At 71.2% G+C, this 22,329-nt stretch carries 16 protein-coding genes and 1 pseudogene; 7 read left to right on the plus strand and 10 right to left on the minus strand.

What is annotated here, in order from left to right:
- Positions 1 to 30: 30 nt before the first annotated feature.
- From OG373_RS03765 to OG373_RS03775, 3 genes are read right to left on the minus strand one after another with little or no spacing between them, the layout of a single operon-like run.
- Positions 31 to 972 carry a sugar kinase gene (locus OG373_RS03765; protein WP_405435828.1) on the minus strand — a complete coding sequence of 314 codons (942 nt, stop codon included), beginning with the start codon at positions 970 to 972 and terminating at the stop codon, positions 31 to 33.
- Complete coding sequence (locus tag OG373_RS03770) at positions 969 to 1,601, minus strand: bifunctional 4-hydroxy-2-oxoglutarate aldolase/2-dehydro-3-deoxy-phosphogluconate aldolase (RefSeq protein ID WP_405435830.1); 633 nt, start codon at positions 1,599 to 1,601, stop codon at positions 969 to 971. Before OG373_RS03770 ends, OG373_RS03765 begins: the two co-directional genes overlap by 4 nt.
- Positions 1,598 to 2,560, minus strand: a complete 963-nt coding sequence (locus OG373_RS03775) for an SMP-30/gluconolactonase/LRE family protein (protein ID WP_405435832.1) — start codon at positions 2,558 to 2,560, stop codon at positions 1,598 to 1,600. The genes OG373_RS03770 and OG373_RS03775 overlap by 4 nt, the downstream gene beginning before the upstream one ends.
- A gap of 135 nt (positions 2,561 to 2,695) precedes the next feature.
- On the opposite strand from OG373_RS03775, the gene OG373_RS03780 reads away from it, so the two are divergent.
- Complete coding sequence (locus OG373_RS03780) at positions 2,696 to 3,946, plus strand: ROK family protein (RefSeq protein WP_405435833.1); 1,251 nt, start codon at positions 2,696 to 2,698, stop codon at positions 3,944 to 3,946.
- 28 nt (positions 3,947 to 3,974) lie between these two features.
- Here OG373_RS03780 and OG373_RS03785 read toward each other — a convergent pair whose 3' ends face one another.
- Complete coding sequence (locus OG373_RS03785; protein ID WP_405435835.1) at positions 3,975 to 4,958, minus strand: LacI family DNA-binding transcriptional regulator; 984 nt, start codon at positions 4,956 to 4,958, stop codon at positions 3,975 to 3,977.
- Between the two features lie 498 nt (positions 4,959 to 5,456).
- Here OG373_RS03785 and OG373_RS03790 point away from each other — a divergent pair, with 498 nt between their 5' ends.
- The 6 genes from OG373_RS03790 to OG373_RS03815 all read left to right on the plus strand — a co-directional run bounded on the left by OG373_RS03790 (position 5,457) and on the right by OG373_RS03815 (position 13,646).
- Entirely contained in the window at positions 5,457 to 7,328 is a 1,872-nt protein-coding gene (locus tag OG373_RS03790) for a glycoside hydrolase (protein ID WP_405435837.1), read from the plus strand.
- 178 nt (positions 7,329 to 7,506) lie between these two features.
- A complete protein-coding gene (locus OG373_RS03795; RefSeq protein ID WP_328787005.1) occupies positions 7,507 to 8,523 on the plus strand; it encodes a DUF4073 domain-containing protein in 1,017 nt (338 codons plus the stop codon).
- Between the two features lie 217 nt (positions 8,524 to 8,740).
- Positions 8,741 to 10,690, plus strand: coding sequence for an RICIN domain-containing protein (locus OG373_RS03800; RefSeq protein WP_405435838.1), 1,950 nt, complete (start codon positions 8,741 to 8,743; stop codon positions 10,688 to 10,690).
- A gap of 60 nt (positions 10,691 to 10,750) precedes the next feature.
- Positions 10,751 to 11,701: a DUF916 domain-containing protein gene (locus tag OG373_RS03805; RefSeq protein WP_405435840.1), complete on the plus strand. Its 951-nt coding sequence runs from the start codon at positions 10,751 to 10,753 to the stop codon at positions 11,699 to 11,701.
- 284 nt (positions 11,702 to 11,985) lie between these two features.
- Positions 11,986 to 12,768: a calcium-binding protein gene (locus tag OG373_RS03810; protein WP_405435842.1), complete on the plus strand. Its 783-nt coding sequence runs from the start codon at positions 11,986 to 11,988 to the stop codon at positions 12,766 to 12,768.
- Positions 12,769 to 12,863: 95 nt separating this feature from the next.
- Complete coding sequence (locus OG373_RS03815; protein ID WP_405435844.1) at positions 12,864 to 13,646, plus strand: calcium-binding protein; 783 nt, start codon at positions 12,864 to 12,866, stop codon at positions 13,644 to 13,646.
- Between the two features lie 75 nt (positions 13,647 to 13,721).
- Here the strand turns inward: OG373_RS03815 and OG373_RS03820 are convergent, their stop codons facing one another.
- The 6 genes and pseudogenes from OG373_RS03820 to OG373_RS03845 form a co-directional block, all read right to left on the minus strand.
- The gene (locus tag OG373_RS03820; protein ID WP_405435846.1) at positions 13,722 to 16,070 is read right to left on the minus strand and encodes a M4 family metallopeptidase; all 2,349 of its coding nucleotides are present in this window, start codon (positions 16,068 to 16,070) and stop codon (positions 13,722 to 13,724) included.
- A gap of 303 nt (positions 16,071 to 16,373) precedes the next feature.
- Positions 16,374 to 16,661, minus strand: coding sequence for a hypothetical protein (locus tag OG373_RS03825; protein WP_405435848.1), 288 nt, complete (start codon positions 16,659 to 16,661; stop codon positions 16,374 to 16,376).
- A pseudogene (locus tag OG373_RS03830) lies at positions 16,613 to 17,074 on the minus strand (substrate-binding domain-containing protein); the annotation flags it as partial. The pseudogene OG373_RS03830 and the gene OG373_RS03825, both read right to left, overlap by 49 nt.
- Before the next feature lie 393 nt (positions 17,075 to 17,467).
- Positions 17,468 to 18,814 carry an MFS transporter gene (locus OG373_RS03835; RefSeq protein WP_328787020.1) on the minus strand — a complete coding sequence of 449 codons (1,347 nt, stop codon included), beginning with the start codon at positions 18,812 to 18,814 and terminating at the stop codon, positions 17,468 to 17,470.
- A gap of 428 nt (positions 18,815 to 19,242) precedes the next feature.
- A complete protein-coding gene (locus OG373_RS03840) occupies positions 19,243 to 20,349 on the minus strand; it encodes a heparin lyase I family protein (protein WP_405435849.1) in 1,107 nt (368 codons plus the stop codon).
- Positions 20,350 to 21,279: 930 nt separating this feature from the next.
- A complete protein-coding gene (locus OG373_RS03845) occupies positions 21,280 to 22,284 on the minus strand; it encodes a helix-turn-helix domain-containing protein (protein WP_405435851.1) in 1,005 nt (334 codons plus the stop codon).
- Positions 22,285 to 22,329 lie beyond the last annotated feature (45 nt).

Raw genomic sequence — 22,329 nt, forward strand, 5'->3', positions numbered from 1 at the left:
GTGGTGATGGGGGCGGCCGGGACGTACCGGTCAGCGAGTGACGTCCGCTCCGTGGAGCAGGTCCAGTTCGGCGCGCCGCGGCAGGCCCTCCCAGTCGCCGGGCGCCGCCACCGCGAAGGCCCCGCACGTCGCGGCGAGCAGGAGCCGGCCAGGGAGGTCGCTGCCGTCGAGGAGTCCGGCGAGGTATCCGGCGACGAAGGCGTCGCCCGCGCCGATCGGATCCACCGGGGTGACCGGCACGATGTCCTGGACGGCCTCGCCGCCGCGCGTGACCGCAACGGCCCCTCGGGCGCCGAGTTTCAGGACCGCTTCGCGCGGGCCCAGGTCGAGCAGGGTGCGCGCCATGGTGGCGGGGTCGGACTCGGGAACGAGCAGCGAGGCCTCGTCGGGACCGGCGAACACGATGTCCGCGCGGCTGACGAGGTGGGTCAGTTCGGCCGCGGCCTCGTCCCGGGTCCACAGCCGGGCCCGGTAGTTGAGGTCCAGGCTGACGGTGACGCCGGCGGCGCGGGCGAGCTCGACGGCCCGTCGTACGGCGGCCCGCGGCCCGTCGCCGAGGGCGGGGGTGATACCGGTGACGTGCAGGACGCGGGCCCGGGCGACGAGTTCCGGGTCGATGTCCTCGGGGGCCAGGCGGGCGCCGGCGAGTCCGCGCCGGTAGTAGGTGACACGGGTGTGGTCGGGTGTGCGGCGCTCGCGCAGCATGAGTCCGGTCGGTGCGGCGTCGTCGACGCGTGCGCGGCTGACGTCGACGGCCTCACCGCGCAATCCGTCGAGGATCATCGTGCCGGCGCTGTCGGCCCCGACCCGCCCGGTCCAGGACGCCGTGTGGCCGAGGCGGCCGACGCCGATGGCGACCGTGGCCTCGGCCCCCGCGAACCCCAGGCGGAGGGCGCTGCCGGAGGCGAGCGGACCGGCCCGGTCGGCGGCCAGGACGGCCATGGCTTCCCCGAGGGTGACGAGCGCGGTCATGAGCGGATGCCGTCCAGCAGGATGGCGGCGCGCTCCCGGAGCGCGTCCAGGTCACCACCTTCGCAGGCGTCCCCGATCAGCGGGCCGCCCATGCCCAGCGCGCTCGCGCCGGCGGCGAAATAGGCGGGGGCCTGGTCGAGGTCGATCCCTCCGGTGGGGACGAGAGGGACGTGCGGCAGGGGTGCCCGGACGGCCCGCAGGTACTCCGGTCCGCCGACCGAGGCGGGGAAGAGCTTGACCATCGTGGCGCCCTCCCGCCACGCCGCCACGATCTCGCTCGGCGTCAGGGCGCCGGGGAGCACCGGGACTCCGAGGCGGCGGGCCTCTCTGATGACGTCCAGGCAGGTGGCCGGCGTGATGAGGTAGGTGGCGCCGGCTTCCACGGCGCGCATCGCGTCGGACGGGGTCATGACGGTGCCCGCGCCCAGGGCGGTACCGGCCGGCTTGGACTCGGCGTACTCGCGCAACGCGTGCAGGACGCCCGGTGTGGTGAGGGTGAACTCCATGGCCCGGATGCCCGATGCGTAAAGGGCGTCGGCCGTGGCGGCGAAGTGGCGGGGCGACTGGGAGCGCAGGATCGCTATCACGGGTGCGACGGCGAGTGCGGGAACCAGGGGGTCGGTCGTCATGCGGAACCTCGGGGGTCGTATGAGGTGGTGGAGGACCCGGGGAACTGCGCCGGGTCGTCGGCGAAGGGCGTGACCGGCAGGCCGGTGGCGCCGGGCCGGCAGATGAAGATCCGGCCGGCGTGCGGCTCGGCCGCGAGTTGCGCGGCCGTGAGCCCGTCGGCCGCGGTGGTGATGATCAGGAGGTCCAGGGCCGGGCCGGCGAAGGCACAGCTGGACACCTGTGAGGCGGGGACCGTCACGACGGTGTGGAGTGCGCCGTCGGGGGTGTAGCCCCTGACCTGCCCGGCTCCCCACACCGCCACCCAGACCCGGCCCTCGGTGTCGACGGCCAGGCCGTCCGGCATGCCGGCGGGACCGGTGTCGGCGAACGGGCGGCGGCCCGAGAGGGCTCCGGTAACGGGGTCGTGGTCGAAGACGTCGACACGGTGCGTCGGGCTGTCCGCGTAGTAGAGCAGCCGGCCGTCGGGGCTCCAGCCGAGGCCGTTGGAGATGGTGACCGGGCTCAATACGGTCGTCACGGTGCCGTCGGGGTCGAGGCGGTAGAGGGTGCCCGCGCCCGGGGTCGTGTCGTACGCCATGGTGCCGGCGAGCAGTCGGCCGCTCGGGTCGCACTTGGCGTCGTTGAACCGTCGCGGCGTGCCGTCGTCGGGGACGGCGGGGGCGGCGAACTCCGTGGCCGCCCCGGCATCGTCGACCCGCAGGAAGGACGTTCCGGCGGCTGCGAGGAGCCCGCCGGAGGCGCAGGGCGCGACCGCTCCGACGGGCCGGTCGAGGCTGAGGGTCGTCCTGGGCCCGAGGTCCGGCAGACCGCTGTCGTCGTCGCGAGCCACCAGAGGGGCACGGTGGACGAGGCCCGCCGTGATGTCCACCCACAGCAGGTCACCGCGTGCGGCGTGCCAGACGGGTCCCTCGGTGAGTCGTCCCGGAACGGGCGCGCACGGCAGTGCGGTCAGGTGCATGGTGTCGTTTCCTCTCTCGTGGGGCCAAACTCTAGGAGTTCTTCTAACCCATGTAAATACACATCGTCCAACGCATGGAATAAGCTCGGCCCGAACAGGACGCAGCCTCTGCCACGACACGGAAGGACGCACCCCATGGCGAAACGCACCGCCCAGGACATCCGCCGCCGCAACCGGTTCGACGCGCTGCGGTGCGTTTTCGCCGCCCCCGGCCCGGTGAGCCGGCAGGAGGTCGCCGCGGCGACCGGCCTGTCCTTCGCGACCGTGGCCAACCTCGTCGCCGAACTGCTGGAGGCGGGAGTCCTCCGCGAGGCCGGCCACGAGGACTCCAAGGGCGGCCGCCCGCGGGCCCGCCTCGCGGTCAACGCGGAGCGCGGGGCGCTGGTCGGGATCGACGTGGCGGAGACGTCCGTGCAGGTCGAGCTGTTCGACCTGGCACTGACGGTGCTGCGCAGCGTGCGGCTGCCGCTGCCGCAGGCCGACGTCCGGCCGGACGACGTGGTCGACGCCATCGTGGCGGGGGTCGAAGGCCTCTCGGACGTCACGGGCGCCGCCCCGCGCATCCTCGGCGCGGGGGTCAGCGTTCCCGGCCTGGTGGAACGCGAGGGCGGCGTGTCCGTGTTCTCGCCCTACTGGTCCTGGCGCGACGTGCCCCTGCGCTCACTCCTCTCCGAGCGCCTGCCGATGCCCCTGTACCTGGACAACCCGCTCAAGGCGAGCACGGTCGCAGAGATGTGGTTCGGCGCCGGACGCGAGGTCGACGACCTCGTCGTACTCACCCTCCGGGCCGGCGTCGGCGCGGGCATCGCGGTCGACGGAGCGCTCTACCGGGGCGCGACCAACAGCGCCGGGGAGTGGGGTCACACCTGCCTGGTCCGCGGCGGCCGGGAGTGCAGGTGCGGCAGGCAGGGCTGCGTCGAGGCCTACGTCAGCACCCGCGGTATCGCCCGCACCGTTCGGGAACTGGACGCGGAAAGTCCCCTCCTGGACCCCGACGAGGACGCCGTCACCACCAAGGTCGCCCGCGCCGCGGCGCAGGGTGACGCCGTGGCCACCGAAACCGTGGCGCGCACCGCCCGCTACCTGGGAGAAGCCGCGGCCGATCTCCTCAACCTGTTCAATCCGCAGGCCCTGGTGCTGGGCGGCTGGGTGGCGGACCGGCTCGGCGAGCCGCTGCTGCGGCAGACCCGCGACGTCATCGCGGCGCACGCGCTACCGGCGACGCTCCAGGCGCTCACCTTCCAGCGGAGCACCGTGCCGGACAACCCGGTGAGCCTCGGAGCCGCCACCTTCGCGCTGGAGGGCTTCCTGGACGACCGCGAGACCTTCGGGACCGTGGCGGCGGGGCGCCGTGCCGCCAGGGAGGCGAAGGCCCGGACGTCCTGAGAGCGGAGCGGCCCCGGCGCCCGGCCGCTCAGCCGGCCGGGGCCGCCGTACTCTCGCGCACGACCAGGACGGGCGCCACCGACGCCTGGCGCGGGCTTCCCGTCCCGCCGCCGATCTGGTCGAGGAGCAGGGTGACGCAGTGGCGGCCCACGGCGTCGAAGTCCTGCCGGACGGTGGTGAGGGGGGCGGGGAAGAACGCGGCCTCGGGCACGTCGTCGAATCCGGTCACGCTCACGTCCTGCGGCACGCGCCGGCCCGCCTCCTGCAGGGCGCGCATGACGCCGAGGGCCATCTGGTCGTTGGCGGCGAAGATCGCGGTCACTTCCGGGCGGGCGGCCAGCTCACGCCCCGCGCGGTACCCCGAGGCCGCGGACCAGTCACCGTAGAGCAGCGGTGGTACGACGGTTCCCGCGTCCTTGAGCGAGCGGTGCCACGCCTCGGCCCGGCGGCGCGCCGCGTAGGAGTCCCGGGGCCCCGCGACGTGCCAGACCGTACGGTGGCCGAGCCCCAGCAGGTGGGCCACCACGCTGCGGGTGCCCTCGGCCTGGTCGATGTCGACGTTGGCGTAGCGGTGGCCGGTGTCCCCGTCGGCGAAGACCACGGGGACGGCGGACGGCAGCCGCAGTTCGGGGGTGTCCAGGATCTGCGACTCGATGAGGATGATGCCGTCCACCGACTGCACCATCAGCTGCTGGAACGCCTGGCGCACGGCGGCTCCGGTCTGTGCCCGGGCCCCCATGAAGTTCACGAACAGGTCGGCTTCGCGGGCGGCGTCGGAGATGGCGGCGAAGGTCCTGGCGTTGCCGTAGGCACTGATGTCGAAGCTGATGACGCCCAGCGTGCCGAACCGCCCGGTGACCAGCGCCCGGGCGGCCGTGTTGGGCCGGTACCCGAGCATCTTCATCGCGGCCAGCACCCGCTCGCGGGTGGACGCGTCGACGTTCTCCCGGTTGTTGGCCACGCGGGAGACCGTCTGCGACGAGACCCCCGCCATCGCGGCGACATCGGCCATGGAGGGTGACTGGCGCAGCGGACGGGACCTCGGTGATCTTGCTCCGACCTCGCGCGGCATGTGAACCGGACCTCCGAACCCCTGCTCCAGGCTGACTGCGTGGGTGCACTCCGTACGGATGTTAGCGCTGCGCACCGAGGGGGCGCGCCCCACGCTACTCGCCGGTTCTCTTGACACGCCTGCCCACCGCTTCGACACTCTCCCCCACCAGATGATGTTTACGTAAACATCATCTGAGAGGCGGCCCTCTCACGCGTCCGCCCGGCCACGGCGCGGCGCAGTCCGCGCGCTCCCTTCCTTTCCCCTGCACCTGCACCCGCACCCGCACCTGCTCACGACAGGAGACCAGCTGTGCTCGGCACCAGAAGAACACCCCCGCGCGCCACCCGTCGCCACAGGCTCACCGCCCTCGCCGCCCCGCTCGCGGCCGCCACTGCACTCCTCGTCGGCGGTGCGGCATTACCTCCGGCCGCTGCCGCCCCCGCCCAGTCGGCAGCCTTGCCCGTCCGCCTCGATCCCGGTTACCAGCAGGCGCCGTTCGAGGGGTGGGGCACGGCGCTCGCCTGGTTCGCCAACGTCACGGGCGGCTGGCCCGACGCCCAGCGCAATCGGCTCGCCGACGCCCTCTACGGCGCCGAAGGGCTCGGCCTCACCATCGCCCGCTACAACATCGGCGGCGGTGACAGCCCCGAGACCGTGCCCTACATGCGTGCCGGTGCAGCCGTACCCGGCCACTGGAGCCGGCCCGGCCCGCAGGCGCCCGACGGGTGGGACCCGGACAACCCCGATCACTGGGACCCGTACGCCGACGGCAACCAGCGCTGGTGGCTCAGGGCCGCCAGGGCCCGGGGCGCCGACACCTTCGAGGCGTTCTCGAACTCACCGCCTTACTTCATGACCCGCAGTGGGCGTGTGAGCGGGGCGGTGAACCCCATGGACGACAACCTCCGTTCCGATCAGTACGAGCGCTTCGCCGCCTACCTGGCCGGAGCCCTGCAGCGCGTGCAGAACAGCACGGGCGTCACCTTCGCCTCCGTCTCGCCCGTCAACGAACCGGGCACCGCCTACTGGCGCGCGGGCGGACTCCAGGAAGGCTCCCACTGGGCCCCCGAATCCCAGGCCCGCATGATCACGGCCCTGCGCGCCGAGCTGGACCGCAGCGGGATGCGCACGCCGATCGCGGCGATGGACGAGACGGACCCGGACCTGTTCCGTGCCAACTGGGACAGTTACGGCAGCACCGTCCGCGCCGCCGTCGGACGGCTCAACACCCACACCTACGGGACGAACGGGCGCAGCGGGGCACGGGACATCGCCAAGGGCGCGCACACGACTCTGTGGATGTCGGAGGTGGACCTCGGCGGCACCGTCCCGCAGAGCTTCACCGACATGAGCCCGGCCCTCGACCTCGCCGAGCGCATCACCGACGACCTCACGCAGCTCGAACCACGGGCCTGGGTGCTGTGGCAGGCCGTCGAGGACTACGAGAACATGACCCCGGCCCACGAGGACTCCAACTGGGGTCTGATCCAGACCGACTTCACACCGGCCCACGCCGGGACGGAGCCGCTGCGCAAGAACAAGAAGTACTGGGCGATGGCCCAGTACAGCCGGTTCATCAGGCCCGGCTCCCGCGTCATCGGCTCGGACGACGACCACACCCTGGCCGCCATGCGTCCCGGCGGGCAGGGTGCGGTCGTGGTGCACGCCAACCCCACGGGTTCGGCACGGACGATCGCCCTGGACCTCACCGGCTTCCGGGAGGTCTCCTCCGCGCCGGTCCAGCGCTACACCACGGACGCGACCCGCAACGTCCACCGGGAGGCCGACGTCGCCGTTACCGGCAAACGCGTCACCGTGACCCTCGCCCCCCACTCGGTCACGACCCTCGTCGTACCGGGCGCGTCCGGCGTCGATCCCGAGCAGGCGGCCCCCGGCGCCGGTCCCCGGCTCCTCGTCAACGACCACAGCGGTCTGGCCCTCACGGCCGCCCCGGCCGGGGCCGGCGGCGCCGTGGTCCAGCGCCCCCCGAACCGGTCCGACGCCGCGCAGCAGTGGACCTTCACCAGGTCGGCGCCCGGCGACTGGAGCAGCACGGCCTCGTACCGGGTGACGAACGCGGGCAGCGGGCGGTCCCTCGCCGTCGCCGACGGCGCGCTCACGCTGCTTCCTCCGGAACCCTCCGCGCAGCAGCAGTGGATGCTGTCCACCTCCGGAGACGGGCACCACACCTTGATCAACAGAGCGACCGGCACCCTCCTCGACGTCACCGGCGCTTCCACCGCCGACGGCGCCCCGGTCGGCACCTACCGGCCCAACACGGGACGCAACCAGTCCTGGACCTTCCGCACGGACCCGGCGGGCGGGTAGTACCGACGGCGCGGCACGCACGGCCGGTGGCGGACCCTGCGGCCCATCACCGGCGGTGCCGGGTCGGGGGAAGCGTTGCCCGTCATTCACGTGCCGGCCGCTTTGGTTGCGTAAACATGTGGCGTCTCGCCCACGGGTCGCTCGATCGCGCCCCACACCCCCCGGAAGGGCTGCCACCATGAAACGCAGGTCTCTGATCACCGCGGCGGCCGGCGCCGTCGCCCTCGGCACCGCGACCCCGTCGCCCGCCGCGGCGCAGCCGCTCGGCCACGCCCCCACCGCGCCGCTGTCCACGTTCAACGTCATCAGCGACATCCAGGGCGACCTGGGGGACTTCGCCGTCGCCCTGCGCGACATCCGGGCCACCGCCCCGCACGGCTCGGGGCTCGCGGTCGCCGGCGACATCACTCCGCGCGGCTACGACTTCGAATACGCGGCGGTACGGCAGGTACTGGAACGGGGCCCGCGCCCGCGCGAGGTCGCGTGGGCCATCGGAAACCACGAGTTCTACGTACCCAAGTACGCCGATCCGCAGACGCTCTCCCTGGCCACCTGGCCCAACGGCGCCACGGAGGACTCCCTGTTCCGCAGCTTCCACCGGTTCGCCGGGCGCGGCACGGTGTACGCCGAGACCACCTTCGGCGGCATCCCCGTCCTGACCATCGGCACCGAGCGGTACATGCACTACCACGACCCGAAGCTCTGGGACGAAGTATGGCTGAGCGAGGCGCAGTTGCGGTGGCTGGAGGGGCGCCTGCGGTACTGGAGCGCACGCCGCAAGCCGGTCATGGTGATCACGCACCACCCCCTGCCCAACACGGTCTCGGGCACACGGAACAAGCTCTACGCCACCGACTACCTCCAGGCGAACGCGCTCCTCGGGCTGCTGGGGCGCCACCGCGACGTGTTCCTGTTCAGCGGACACACGCACTGGGACCTGGCGCTGTCCGACTGGTACGTGCGGCGCGTCGTGCCCGGGACGGCGAACCTGGACGGGTTCTCGGTGATCAACACGGGGGCCGTGCAGACCGGCTTCGCCGACAACGGCCAAGGGGGCGAGAGCACGGTCCCCGGCGTCTTCAACCAGGGCCTCCAGGTCGAGGTGCACCGCGACCGCGTCGTCATCAAGGCCCGGGACTTCGCGGCCGGTGCCTGGTTGAAGCAGATCTCCGTCCCGTTGGCGACCACGATCTGACCCGGGGCGCCCTACCCCGAAGGTGACGCTGTGGTCGTTGATCATGCACGGAATGTCGAATTTGTTTACCAGCTGTTGACATTCAGGTGATGCGTGGGCCAGCCTCTGCTCAAAAGCTGTTGGTTCACGCGCAGAAATGTTGGTTCCTGTGCACATGGAGAGCGGGACTCTCCATGTGCCGGGTACCTGCGTACGCGCGGTGACATCAAGGATCTGCATGCGAAGAGTGAGATCCGTCCTCGTCGGCCTGAGCCTGCTCCTCCCCGTTCTGGGTGGGGCGCCGACGGCGCTGGCGGCGCCCGTCACCACCGAACCCGGCACCCAGTTCCCGGACACCGCGGGACAAGGGGTGCAGGCGCACGGTGGCGGCGTACTCAAAGTCGACGACTACTACTACTGGTTCGGTGAGGACCGCGGCGACGACAACAAGTTCCGCTACGTCTCCGCGTACCGCTCCAAGGACCTGAAGAACTGGGAGCCCCGCGGCCACGTCCTGACGCAGGAGGCCGACCCGGAGATACGTTCCGCCGTGATCGAGCGGCCCAAGGTCCTCTACAACGAGAAGACCAAACAGTTCGTCATGTGGATGCACAAGGAGGCCGACGCCTCCTACGCCGAGGCCCGCGCCGCCGTGGCGGTGTCCTCCACGATCGACGGCCCCTACACCTGGAAGGGGTCCTTCCGGCCGAAGGACGCCTCCGGCGCCGAGCACATGTCCCGCGACATCACCGTGTACGAGGACAAGGCCGCCGGCAAGGCCTACATGATCTCCTCGGCCAACTACAACGCCGACCTGCACATCTACGAGCTCAGCGACGACTACACACAGGTGAAGGACCTGGTGGCGAACCCCTGGCCGGGCCAGCACCGCGAGTCACCGGCCCTGTTCAAGCGCGGTGACGTCTACTTCATGCTCACCTCCGGGACCAGCTACTGGGACCCCAACCAGCAGAAGTACGCCACCGCCACCAGCCTGGCGGGACCGTGGTCGCCCATGAAGGACGTCGGAAGCCACAACGGCCACCACTCGCAGACGGCGTTCGTCCTGCCCGTGGAAGGCAGCGACACCACCTCCTTCCTCTACATGGGAGACCGCTGGGCGGGCGTGTGGTCCGACCCGAAGCACGTCAACGACTCCACGTACGTGTGGCTCCCGCTGGCGTTCCCCACGGCCACGACCATGATCCTTCCGTGGTACCCCCAGGTCTCGATCGACACCGCGACGGGCCGGATATCCGGCTCCGGAGGGGACCCCCGGACGATCACCAACAAGGGGAGCGGCGCCTGCGCCGCCGTGCCCGGCAGCTCCTCAGACAACCAGGTGCCGGTGACCCAGGAGACCTGCGCCGCCGGCACCCTGAACAGCCAGTGGCGGTTCACCGACAACAGCAACGGCTACGTGCGCGTCCTCGCCCAGCACAGCGGCAAGTGCCTGGACGTGGCGGACGAGTCGACCGCCGACGGCGCTGAGGTCAAGCAGTACGACTGTGGCTGGAAGGACAACCAGCGCTGGCGCTTCGAGACCCTCCCCGACGGGTACGTGCGCATCGTCGCCAAGCACAGCAGCAAGTGCCTCGCCGTCCGGGGCGGATCCACGACGGCCGGCGCCGGGATCGTCCAGTCCGCGTGCGACGGCTCGCCCGGCCAGGCCTGGAAGGTCTCCGCCGCAGGCGGTCCGGCCGACCCGGCCGACCCGACCGACCCGCCGGCCCCCGGTACGGCCGAACGGCAGCTCACCGCGTCGGTCGGAGCCGGTGTCCTGACCATGGCCACCACCGCGGACCCCGTCCGGCTCCCCCCTGTCGACTTCGGTACCGGCGGCACCTCGGCCGGACAGCTGGGCACCATCACCGTGAAGGACTTCCGCGGCGGCACGGCCGGCTGGTCACTCACCGGCAAGGTCACCGACTTCGCCGGACCGCGCGGGAAGATCGAGGCCGACCGGCTCACGTGGACCCCCGCCTGCTCCACCGGAAGCGACAGCCCCAGCACGTGCGCCGCGGGCAGCCCGGGCGTCGTCGGAACGGACGGCGCGACCCTGGCCTCCGCCGCCGCAGGTGACGTGACGGGCGGGGAGTTCACCGCCGACGCCACCGTGTCCCTCGACATCCCGAAGTACACCCCCGTCGGCAGCTACACCGGCATCCTCTCCCTCACCCTCCTCTGACGGCGCCCGCGGGCCGGACGCCACGCGTCCGGCCCGCGGCGCCAGGAAAGCCGACGAGCCATGCGCACCGCCTTCGTTACCCTGCTCCTTCTCCTCCTGACGAGCCTTTCCCCCACACCGGCCGGGGCGGCGGACAATGGCGAATGGTCGGTCAGGCCCGCGGACTCCACGATCACGCCGCGGGCGGCCTTCGAACTGCCGGCCCGGCCCGGCACGACGCTCACCGACCGTGCGGTCGTCACCAACACCACGGCGGCGGAGCTGACGTTCCGCCTCTACGTAGCGGACGCCCACAACACGGAACGCGACGGCGGACTGGCCGTTCGCGGCATGGAGGAAGCCCAGCGGGACGTCGGCGCCTGGGGAAAGCCCGAGCGGGACACCGTCACCGTGCCGCCCCGCTCGGCGGTGACGGTCGGGATCACCCTCACCGTTCCCGGCGACGCCTCGCCCGGCGACCACGTGGGCGCCCTCGTCGCGGTCGACACCCGCCTGCAGCCTGCCGAGGGCTCGCACCTGGGCGTCCAGCGCGGTGTCGGAGCCAGGATCTATCTCCGCGTCGAGGGGCCGCGCCAACCCGGACTGGCCGTGGAGGACGTGCGGTTCACGGCGCGGAGTCCGCAGATACCGTGGACCGGCACCCGCGAGTCGACCGTCTCCTACACTGTGCACAACACGGGAAACGTGAAGCTCACCCCCACGGTCTCCCTCCGCACCGGCGGCGTGGTCGTGGGAGGGCCCGGCGAACGGCGGCTCGCGAACGTACCGGCCGAGCTGCTCCCGGGGCAGCAGGTCCGGCTCACGGAGACCTGGGCGGGAGCCCCCGTCGCGGGCTGGGGGCAGGTCACCGTCACGGCGAGCGCGGACGACGTCCGCAGTTCGGGAACCGACGGCTTCCTGAAGGTCCCGTGGCTCTTCGCGGCGTGCCTGGCGCTCCCGTCGGCCGCCTGGTTGCTGCTCCGCCGCCGGCGCAGGGCCGCCCGCGCGGCAGGCGCCGCCGCTCACGGCTGATGCCCGCGGGATCGAGCCGACTTTGGCCGAAGCCCGTTCTTCATGAGATCCGCTCTCTACGGATCGGCGCAGGTCGGAGACCCGGACGGGCGCGGGGATGGATGAGGGACTGCTTGACACCGATCCCTCGGACCCCCAGTCTCATCCCGATCCAACGTTTGATTTTGTTCGTACACGTTGAATCATGGTTGCTTCTCGCGTGGTCGACGCCTGCCTACGTCGTTCTCGCCCTGGCGGGCGCTCAGGCCATCCGATCTGCCCGAACGCTCTCCAGGAGGTAGACCATGGACAAGGCGTTACCCCGCACCATCGCATGCGTGACCGCGGTACTCGGCCTCGCACTGGCCCTCGCCGGCCCGGCGGCCGCGACGCCCGGCGTGCCTGCGCCCGAGGCATCGGCGGACGGCACGCTGGTGAGCAGGACCGGCACGTCCGTCACGGTGACGGCCGCCGTGGGGCTGAGCAACACCATCTCGGTGTGGCAGGCCGGCGACACCATCCGGATCAGGGACACCGGAGACACCGTGACCGCCCTGGGCGGGTGCAGGGCGGTCAGCGCCAACGAGGCCGCCTGCCCGGGGGCCGGCAGCCTGACCGAGCTCGTCGTCCACGCCGGTGACCAGGCCGACGACGTCACGTCGTTCCTGGAGAGCCCGGGAGTGACCCTCGTCGGTGGCGCGGGGGACGACAGCCTCTACGGCGGCGGCGCCAACGACACCCTGGAGGGCGACGAGGGTGCCGACTTCCTTTCCGGGGGAGGTGGCAACGACACGCTCACCGGCTCCAGCGGCCGTGACCGGCTCTTCGGCGGCCCCGGCAACGACACGATCGAGGGCCGGAACGGCTCCGACATCATCAACGCGGGCGCCGGGAACGACGTGGTGAGCGGCGGCAACGGCAACGACCAGGTGATCGCGGGAACCGGAAACGACTTCGTGGACGGCGGCCCGGGCCGGGACAACCTCGACGCCGTCGACGAGGTCAGCGGCAACGACTACGTGCGTGGAGGCGACGAGGCCGACGCCTGCCGCGCCGACCTGGGCGACAGCGTCACCGAATGCCCGTGACCCGCCCGAAGAGGCCGGGACGGCCGCATCCAGGCTCGCCCACGATGCACGTGCCCACGACGAACGCGTACTGACGACGAGGGAGACACACGAACATGACAGTGCGACACATCTGCTCGTTACTCACCGCGGGAGCACTTCTGTGCGCCGCGTCGGCCGGCACTCCCGCCTCGGCGGCACCACTCGCCTCCGGGCCGCGCCACCTCGCGGGCGCCACGGTCGTCGAGATGTCCGGAGGAACCCTGCTCGTCACCGCCGGTCAGGGGGTGGCCAACGACATCACCCTCCGCCGCCAGGGCGACGTCGTCCTCGTCTCGGACACCGCCGCCGAGGTACGCGCCTCTGCCCCCTGCACACCTCGCGCACAGGACACCGTGGCGTGCCCGCTCCCCACGGACGTGCAGGCCCGCGGCCAGGACGGCGACGACACCATCACGGTCTCCCCCAACCTCGACGTCCCGGCCACCCTGTACGGAGGCAGCGGTAAGGACCGGCTCGACGGCGGCCCCCGGGCCGATCGCCTCGTCGGCGACGAACCGGCCGGAGCCACCGGCCTCACGGCAGCGACGCCCGGCAACGACACCATCAACGGCGGGCCGGGGAACGACACCATCTTCGGCCTGGGAGGCAACGACACCATCAGCGGCGGGCCGGGGAACGACACCCTCAACGGGAACGAGGGCAACGACACCCTCAACGGCGACGCCGGCAACGACACGCTGACCGGCGAGGGCGGCAACGACACCCTGAACGGCGGGGAGGGCAGCGACACCCTCGTCGCCGCCGACGGCGTCAATGCCAACGACAGCCTCGACGGCGGTCCCGCCTTCGACTCCTGCACCCGCGACACCGGCGACGCGATGGTCAACTGCCCCTGACGAAACGGCCTGTGTGCGCCTCCGCCGGAGCGGAGGCGCACACAGGCCTTTGCGGGACCCGCCGCTTCGCAGGACTCAGGGATGGATGTGGAGAGCGGTATCGTCGATCACGAAGTAGGTCGGGGCGGCCAGATCCTCCCTGGCGGTGAAGGTCAGGGCCACGAACTGCCCTTCAAAGGAATCGAGTTCGATGGTCCGCCGCACGTAGTCGGCGCTCGCGTCCAGATTCGAGAACGTCGCCGGACTCGCGCCGTTCGCTTGGACGGTCAGCCTGTCGTACGGCACCGTCGTGGTCTCCTCCCTGGTGACGACCCGCAGCCAGAAACTGACCGTGGCCCGGCAGCCGTACGGGATGAACGCGGTCTGCGTCAGCGTGTCGGTGGCCGAACTCCCGTGGCCCCCGAGCAGGGCTTTCCACGAGCCCGTGCGCGCGGGGAGCCAGGAGTTGTCGGCAGTGATCAACGACGAGTTGCCGCCTGCCGTCCAGGCCTTCGGCCCCGATTCGAAGCCGGCGTTGTCGAGCAGCTGTGTCGTGGAGCAGTTGCCGGGGGTGTAGACGAGCCAGGAGAACGAGACCACATCGACGGCTCCGGTCGAGTCCTCCGCCGTGAGGGTGACGGCCGAGCTGCCGTCCGTGGTCGGCGTGCCGGTGATCGCGCCGGTCGAGGAGTCGAGGGCCAGGCCGGCGGGCAGGGTGGTGGCCGCGTAGGTCAGCGTGGCTCCCGGGTTCCCGGTGACGGCCCGGATCCGGAGGTCGACGGCTGCCGTGGTCGTGGAGACCTGGTTGCCGGGGCTGGTCAGCGTGACTCCCTGGACCATGCGGGGACCGACGTTGACGGCCGCCCAGGCGTTCCCGACGTTGTTGTAGACGACTCCGTCCTTCCCGTACAGGTCGGCGGCGGCCTCCAGCGTGGCGGTGCGCGCGCCCGCGTAGTCGGTGGTCGACGTCATGTAGGTCGTCAGCGCCCGGTACCAGATCTTCGCGGCGACGTCGCGGCCGATCGGATTGACCGGCTTGCCGTCGTGGGTCGGTGAGTCGTAGGTGACGCCGTTGACGAGCTTGGCACCGCTGCCCTCGGAGGCCAGGTAGAACCAGTGGTTGGCGGGGCCCGACGAGTGGTGGACGTCGATCCGGGAGATGCCCGGGTACCAGTGGTCGGCGGAGTCGCCGTCCTTGGAGGGGCGGTCCATGTGGCGCAGCGGCGTGCCGTCGCCGTTGATGTCGATCTTCTCGCCCTCGAGGTAGTCGCCCGGGTCGGACGGGTTGTCCGCCCAGAACTCCACCACGGCGCCGAAGATGTCGGACGTGGCCTCGTTGAGCCCGCCCGACTCCCCGCTGTAGCGCAGGCCTGCCGTGAAGGACGTTATGCCGTGCGTCATCTCGTGCGCGGCCACGTCGATCGAGGTGAGGGGGTGGGTGTTGTAGGCGCCGTCACCGTAGGTCATGCAGAAGCATTGGTCCCACCAGTAGGCGTTCGAGTACGCGTTCCCGAAGTGGACCCGACTGTGGGCGGAGACCCCGTCGTTCCTGATGCCGTTGCGGCCGTGGATGTCCTTGAAGTAGTCCCAGGTCAGCTGGGCGCCGTAGTGGGCGTCCACCGCGGCCGACTGACGGTCCCCGGGGCTGCCGTCGCTCCAGACGTCGTCGGCGTCGGTGAAGAGGGTGCCGGGCGCGTCGTCGTCGGGGGCGTGCCCCAGGTCGGTGGTCCTGTTGCCGCCGCGGGTGTCGTCCTTGAGGAGGTAGCTTCCGGTGGATCCCGAGGTGCCGAGGGTGACCTGGCCGCCGTACTGGCCGTGGCCGATGCCGTTCTTGACGGCCTGGTACGCGAAGATCTCGCCGCCCGTCCTCGCGTCGGTGACGACGTGCAGTTCCGAGGGCGTGCCGTCGTGCTGGAGGCCGCCGACGACCGTCTCCCAGGCCAGCGTGGGGCTACCGGAAGCCGCCCAGACGACCTTGCGCACGGATTGGGCTGCGGGGTCCTTCGTACCGTCGGTCCTCGCCCGGCCGAGGGCGAAGGACACCGCGGAGTCGGCGGTCACGCCGGCCGTGGTGGAGGGCACGGCGATGGGGGCGCCCGCCGCCTTGGTGACGCCCTTGACGGCTCCTCCCGGCGCAGTGTGGACCACCAGGTCACCACCGAGCACGGGCAGTTGGGCGAAGGTGCGGTCGTAGCGCGTGTGCAGCGTGCCGTCCGCGTCCTTGAGGACGGACGTGGGCACCAGGGCTTCCTGCCCGCCCAGGCCGAGCGCCTTCGCCACGGCCGACCGGCCCGCACGGGCACCGGCGAGGAGGGCCGCGTTCTCGTCCGGGGTCTGCCGGACGTTCGCGGCGCCCGCCCCGGGCGGGTCGGTGCCGGCAGCGGCTGTGGAGGGGAGGCCGGCGGCGATCACGGCGGCGGCGCACAACAAGGCACCCGTTCTCACTGTCCTGCGGAGGGTTCGTTTCACTGTGACTCCCGGTGCGGGGGCCGGCGTTCGCCGGCCGAAGCGGTCCGGGCGGCCTGTCCGGGCCTGCCCGACGGAGCTGATCTCACAGTTCGAGGCGTGTCCTGCCGCGACGGTGCGGCCTGCCACACGCTGTGCAGCCGGTGCCGGCAACGGCATCGGCATCGGAGAGAGAATGTTAACGTGAACATGACACCTCGGCCAAGGCCGCCTGCCCCCCGCCGGACGCGCTTCGGCCCTCTCGGCGGGGAACACACCTCCTCCGGAGGGCCGGTCCGCGCGTCAGATCACCACGAAGGCGAGCCAGGCCGCACCCGGGGCGAATGCGCATACGCCCGCACCCCAGCGCAGCAGGTTGCGGTAGGTGTCCGAGCGCAGCGGTTCCGGCGCGTTGGCGACCACGAGGGCTCCGTTGGTCGAGAAGGGACTGGCGTCGACGATCGTCGAGGCCGAGGCGAGGGCGACGACCAGGCCGGTGGTCGTGATGGATCCCGAGGCGAGGAACGGGGCCGCGAGCGGCATCAGGGCGCCCAGGATGCCGGTGGTGGAGGCGAAGGCCGACCGGCCCACGCGCTGTCGTCGAATCCGATCAGTGACACGTCGCCGGGGTAGGACAGTCTTTTCGCCCTGAGTGTGCGCAGGGCTCCGGTCATGGCGTCGGTCTCGGTGCAGAAGAAGGCGGTGGCCCGATCGGTGAGGCTGAGCATGCGATCGACCTCGCGCGTGGCCCGGTTCTCGGTCTTGGGGCCCACCATCACCAGCTGCGGGTCGAAGAGGATGCCGGCGTCGTCGAGCGCATCGAGATACCCCCGCAGCCGCTCGCTGTCGGTCCACAGATCGCGGGCCGACGCGGCGAGCAGCGCGCGTCGAGTGGTGGGCTGTTCCGGGACAGGAGGTCCCCAGACGAATCCGATGCGGCGGTGGCCGGCCGCGGTCAGGGCCGCAACGGCCTCGCGGGCGGCTTCACGGTTGTCGCTGATGACCGCGTGGAGGTCGCCTGACCATTCCCGCTGGTTGGCGGGGTGAGGTGAGCGCGTTCGGCGACATGGCTGAGGTGAATCCCGCGCGGGACGGCTGGGATCGACCCTCCGCCCCGCCTCCTCCTGTCCAGGGAGAAAGTCGGGATCCGACGATCATGCACGCCAACCAGCGGGTGACCATGTTGACGTAAACATGAAGTTGCAGGAGAGTTTCGGGGCATGGTCGGACGCTGTCAAGGCTGCAGCCGAACCGTCCTGGTCCATCAGGGGCAAGGGGTGACACGCCCACCGTGTCGTTGCCGTCCAGCAGTGGCAGGTGCATCCGGGCGCCGCCACCGGCCAGCGGCACCTCGGCGGCCTCCCCGCGAAAGGAGGCCCCGCCGGCGGGAGGCTCGATCACCGATGCCGGACCCGGCTGGCGAGAGCGGGGACCTGGCCCGGGCGGCACTTACTGGCGACGGCCACGCGGGCCTCTCGCAGAGGAGGGTTGACGTGGTCCTTCCGGTGGCGGCCGTGACGCCGGTGGCGATTGGGGCGGCGCTCTGGGCCGAGCTTGCTGCGGGCGAGGGTGAGGATGGTGAGTGCGGTCGCGGCGCCTGCGGCGGGAAGCCCGGCGAGCATGTCGGAGTGTGCGGTGAGGGTTGCGGCGAGCGCGGTTCCGACGGCCTGGCCGGTGCCGACCGACAGGATCAGCCAGGCGTACGCCTCGGTGGTGCGGGACGGTGGAGCGAGAACGTCCACGGTGTGGAACCCGTGGGTGATGATCAAGGTGAAGAACAGCCCCGGGATCGCCGTGAGGGCGATGGCTGTGCGGGGGCCGGGCTGGGCGAGCAGGGGCCCCCAGCCGATGAGGAACAGGGCGCTGGTGGTGATGAGTCGGGTGGGGGTCGTGCCGGGCCGCGCCCGGCGGGCGTAGATCAGGCTGCCCAGGAGACTGCCGGTGGAGAACGCGGCGGGTAGCACGCCGGAGAGCATGGCCAGGCCGTGGGTGGCGGCCATTCCAGCGGCCCACACGTTCATCGCTCCGAAGGCGCACCCCGTTCCCGCCAGTGCGGTGTACAGCGCAGTCAGGCCGGCGCTCGTCAGCCGTTCGGTTCCGGTCGCCCCGGTGGTGGCGGGACGCCAGGTCCGTGACGGTGTGGCGGTCAGAACGACCGCTGTGCCCACGAGTGAGAGCGCGGCGGTCGCGGTCAAGGCGGTGTTGGGCCCGTGCGTGGTGGCGAGCCACGAGGCGAGCAGGGGGCCGGCGATGTAGAGGAGTCCCTGCGAGCCGGTGTCGAGGGCTTGAACGACTCGGCGCCGCCCGAGGTCGGGCAGGACGGTCGGCCACAGTGCCCGTAGTCCTGCCTCCAGCGGAGGTGTGACCAGACCCGCGCACCCCACTACAGCGGTCACCGCCGCCGGGTGCCCGCACGCTCCGATCCAGGGGAGCGCGGCCAGGCAGCCCGCGTTGAGCAGCACCGCCGGTGCCGATACACGGGTCTGGCCGTGGCGGTCCATCAGTCTCCCCTTGACCGGCTGGGACAGCCCGGAAGCCAGCCCGTACAGCGCGGCAAGCAGTCCGGCGAAGGCCAGCGACCCTCCGCCATCGGTGATCCACAGGACCAGCCCCACGGGAACCATGCTGTTGGGCAGGCGCCCGGTCAGGGTTCCGCCGAGCAGGCGGACAACGTGTCGGCTGCCCAGCACGGCGCCGTATGTGGCGGACGGCGGGGCGGCGGTCTGGTGATCGGCCAGCGTCAACGGGGCAGGGCTTTCCATCAGTGGGCGTGCGAGGCAGGCGCAGGGCGGGGAGACATCGGCGTTGCGGAGACGGGGTGGCGGCCGAAGGGTGCTGCGGCCACGGGCTTGATGCCGATGGCCGGCGAAGAGGGCTGCTACCGGTAACGGGCACGGAGAGGGGCTGCAGCAGGACCGCGACGCCTTCGTCGAACTGCCCCCCGAACTGTGCGAAGACGTGGACCTGGTGGCTGGTTCATGCGGAGAGCAACCGCAGGAGCACAGCAATCGCACGGCAGGCCCGTGTGCTCGGCGCAGTTGCCCCGGGCGGCTCAGGTGCCGGCCGACCCGGGGCGGGGAGCGTAACCTGAGGCTGCGCGGCCCCCGCGGAACTTGTGAACTTCCGACAAGCTGTGGAAATGGCCGGAGTTGCGGCGGGTGCGGCAGAAGCCTTACGGACGGTGCCGACCGTGGGTCGATCGGGTGGCGCTGCGTCGTCGGAGGAGGTACGCGCCGACGGCCAGTGCCACGACGCTGGCAGCCGCGATGGCGATCACACCGGTCGCGCCGGCGCTCGGGAGCGAGGACCCGTTGGCGTTCGACTTCTTCCCGGTCGCTCCGGGAGTTGCGTCGCCGGCGGACGTCGACGTAGCGCCTGTGGACGCGGCACCGGCTTGTGCGGAGGCGGAGGGTGAGCTGGTGGACGTGGGACTGGGCGACGGGGTCGGGGAACCCGAGGGGGCAAGGGTGGCGGGGGTGGTGGGGCCCGGGTTCGGCTGGGTGCCGGGGGTGGTGCTGGTGATGGCGATGTCATCGATGAAGAGGACCGCCTCGGCTGCTCCGGCCCGCTTCTCCGGCCCCTTCTCCGGACGCCAGCTGGGCCGGTAGGCACCGATCCGGAAGTGCGGCGGATCGCCGCGGTGGTAGTTGTTGGCACCCTGGTGCGAACCGACGGTGACGCCGTCCCGCGTGACGTGGATCGAGCCGGGCCTGCCCGCGGTGGACCACGTGATGTCGAAGACCCACCGGTTCCAATGGCCCGGACGCGCAGCACCGAGCGGGAGGACGGATTCCTGTATCTCACCGTTGCTCATCCAGTGGACCTTCAGCTGCCAGTTGCCGCCGTGGACCGACAGCGCGACGACGGGCTTGATGCCCCCGCCGTCGTCCTGCGTGCTGAACCACTGGGCGACGATGGTGTCGAGGTCCCGCTCCTGCCAGTCACCGGGCAGGTAGTTGGCAAAGACGAAACGATGACTGCCCGCGTCAAGGCCCTTGATGACCAGCTCGGACTTGAACGAACGCCCGTCGTTGGGGATGTTCACGCGCGCCGCCTGCCCCGACTTCCCTCCGGGTGCGGGCCCCACCAGAACGCGGCCGAAGCCGTTGAGCGCCATGAACGGCAGTTTCTGGGACGGGGACTCGAAGTCGTACGAGACCGAATCGGCTGCGGCGGCCGGCGAAGCAGCGCCCAGAGCGACGACCATCAGGGCGGCGGTGCACGCTGTGAGGAGAGGGGCTGGGCGGCGGGTGGAGGACGGCAGCACTGCGATGGGCATGGGCGTTTCCTCGTACGAAGCGGGGAGTTCGGTTGGTGAGGGGAGAGGGGACGGCGAAGCCGGGCAGCCATTCGGCCGCGGCGATCGGGTGAGGTTTTGGGGGCTGGCGAGACTCGGAAGGACAGGCGTCGCCGCCCCTCTCACGCACCGTCGGGCACGGGACCGAACCTCCGCAACCGGTCATTCAGGTGTTCGTCCGGTGGCTGAAGCTGCGCAGACCATACTGTGCAGTACAGATGGAGAACCAGTGGAGATCACTTGCTGGTCTATAACGAAACGCTAACTACGGTGGCGAGCCTGCGAGTTGACGGAGCGTCGCATAGCGGAGTCGCTTGATGGTGGTGTCGTGGATGAGTGGTCCGGTACGCGCGTTGCCCGCGACGTCGAAGCAGGGCCGACTCCCAGGCATGCCGGGTGATGGGGTGTCAGCGTAAGTGATCGGAACCCGATTCTTGTTGACTTCTGTTCAGTAGTGGTGATCGACGAGCTTCTGTTGGATGGCCGGGCTTAGCGAATCAACCGCGAGAACAAGCCACCGGACCGACCTCACATGAGGGGAACCAAGGAAGATTACGAGCTCATCTCAGCCAACGGCGCGGGGTTGACGATCTCCCACGGCAGGAGTCTCATAGACCTCACCCGTTGAGACCTGTTGGTTTCTGGTTGATTTCGGGGGCACCGTAGTTCGCCGTCCCCGCCACGGGAACGGTCACCTGATGCCCGTCTCACAGCGGCTCTTTCCGGAAGCTGATCGACGTTCCGCTACCACGAGGATGGATCATGTCTCGCCGCTGTCACCGCCGGCGTCCTGGCCGTGACCGGTGCACCGTTCCTGGAGCGGGCCACCGACCGCCAAGGCGTTGGGCTCGCTCCTCTGCTGGTGTCCCCTCCAGCAACAAAGCAGGCGCCGTCGTAGCGCACGGTCCCGGCTTATGGGCTGAGCGCCCATCCCGGTTCCGGCCGCGCCCCGTGGCGATGTCGGTGCTCCCGAGGTGAGATTCCGTACGCGGTGCGAAAGGCACGGCTGAAGACCGCCGCGTCGGTGAACCCCCAGCGGCTGGCGATCGCGTGGATGGGGAGGGAGGACAACGTCGGGTCCAGCAGGTCGGTAGAGCACCGTTCGAGCCGGCGCCTGCGGATCGTCTCGGCCACAGTTTCCTTGCGTTCCGCGAAGAGCTTGTGCAGCAGCCGTACGGAGATGTGGTGGCGTGCGGCGATGGCCGGCGGCGAGAGTCGGGGATCGGCGAGGTTGTCCTCGATGAAGAGATCGAGCCGCCGCACCAGCAACTGGCGGCGCGTATCCGGGGGGAGGCGGTCTGCGGCGCTCGCGTAGTGGGCGAGGAAGGCCGTGGCCAAGTCCGATGTCATATCGCCGAGTCGTTCCCCGTCCCCTTCCGTGAGGGATTTCGCCTCCTGGACGACGGATACGAGGTGGCGGGCGAGGACGGCCCCGATCCCGGTCGCCGAAGGCAGCGCGTGGGCGATCAGCCGGTCCGTCTTCGCCTCGGGCAGCAGGAGATCGACGCGTGGCAGGTGCAGGACGATGGCGCGGGACGGACCGGAGTCACGGTCAGAGGTGCTCCGGCCGGTGTAGGGGCGGGACGAGGACCAGAGGTTGAAGTCGCCTGCGGCGAGTCTGGCGTCCTGGCGGCACTGTGAGACGTCCATCCCGCCGCTGAGCAGGAGCGTCACCTCATACGTCTCCGGGTCGGACTGGCGGATCAGGCGGGCCGTGCGCTCGGAGACGAGAGGGGGGAAGTCCAGCACGGCGAGTCGTGTGGCGCCCAGGGAGAGGATGCCCATGCTGCCCGTGAAATCCGATGGCCGGTCCGTCGTGATCCGGGTCGGGCCGGCGCCCAGGCTGACCGTCTCGCGCCACCACTCGAACCGGTGCTCGCGCGGCAGGTCCGCCGTGTCGTAGACGGTGAAGCTCATGAGTCCCCCTCGCGCACCGCGCCTCCGACGCGCTGCCGGGCGGAC

Origin of the sequence: Streptomyces avidinii, assembly GCF_045161815.1 — a bacterium.
GTDB lineage: Bacteria > Actinomycetota > Actinomycetes > Streptomycetales > Streptomycetaceae > Streptomyces > Streptomyces avidinii.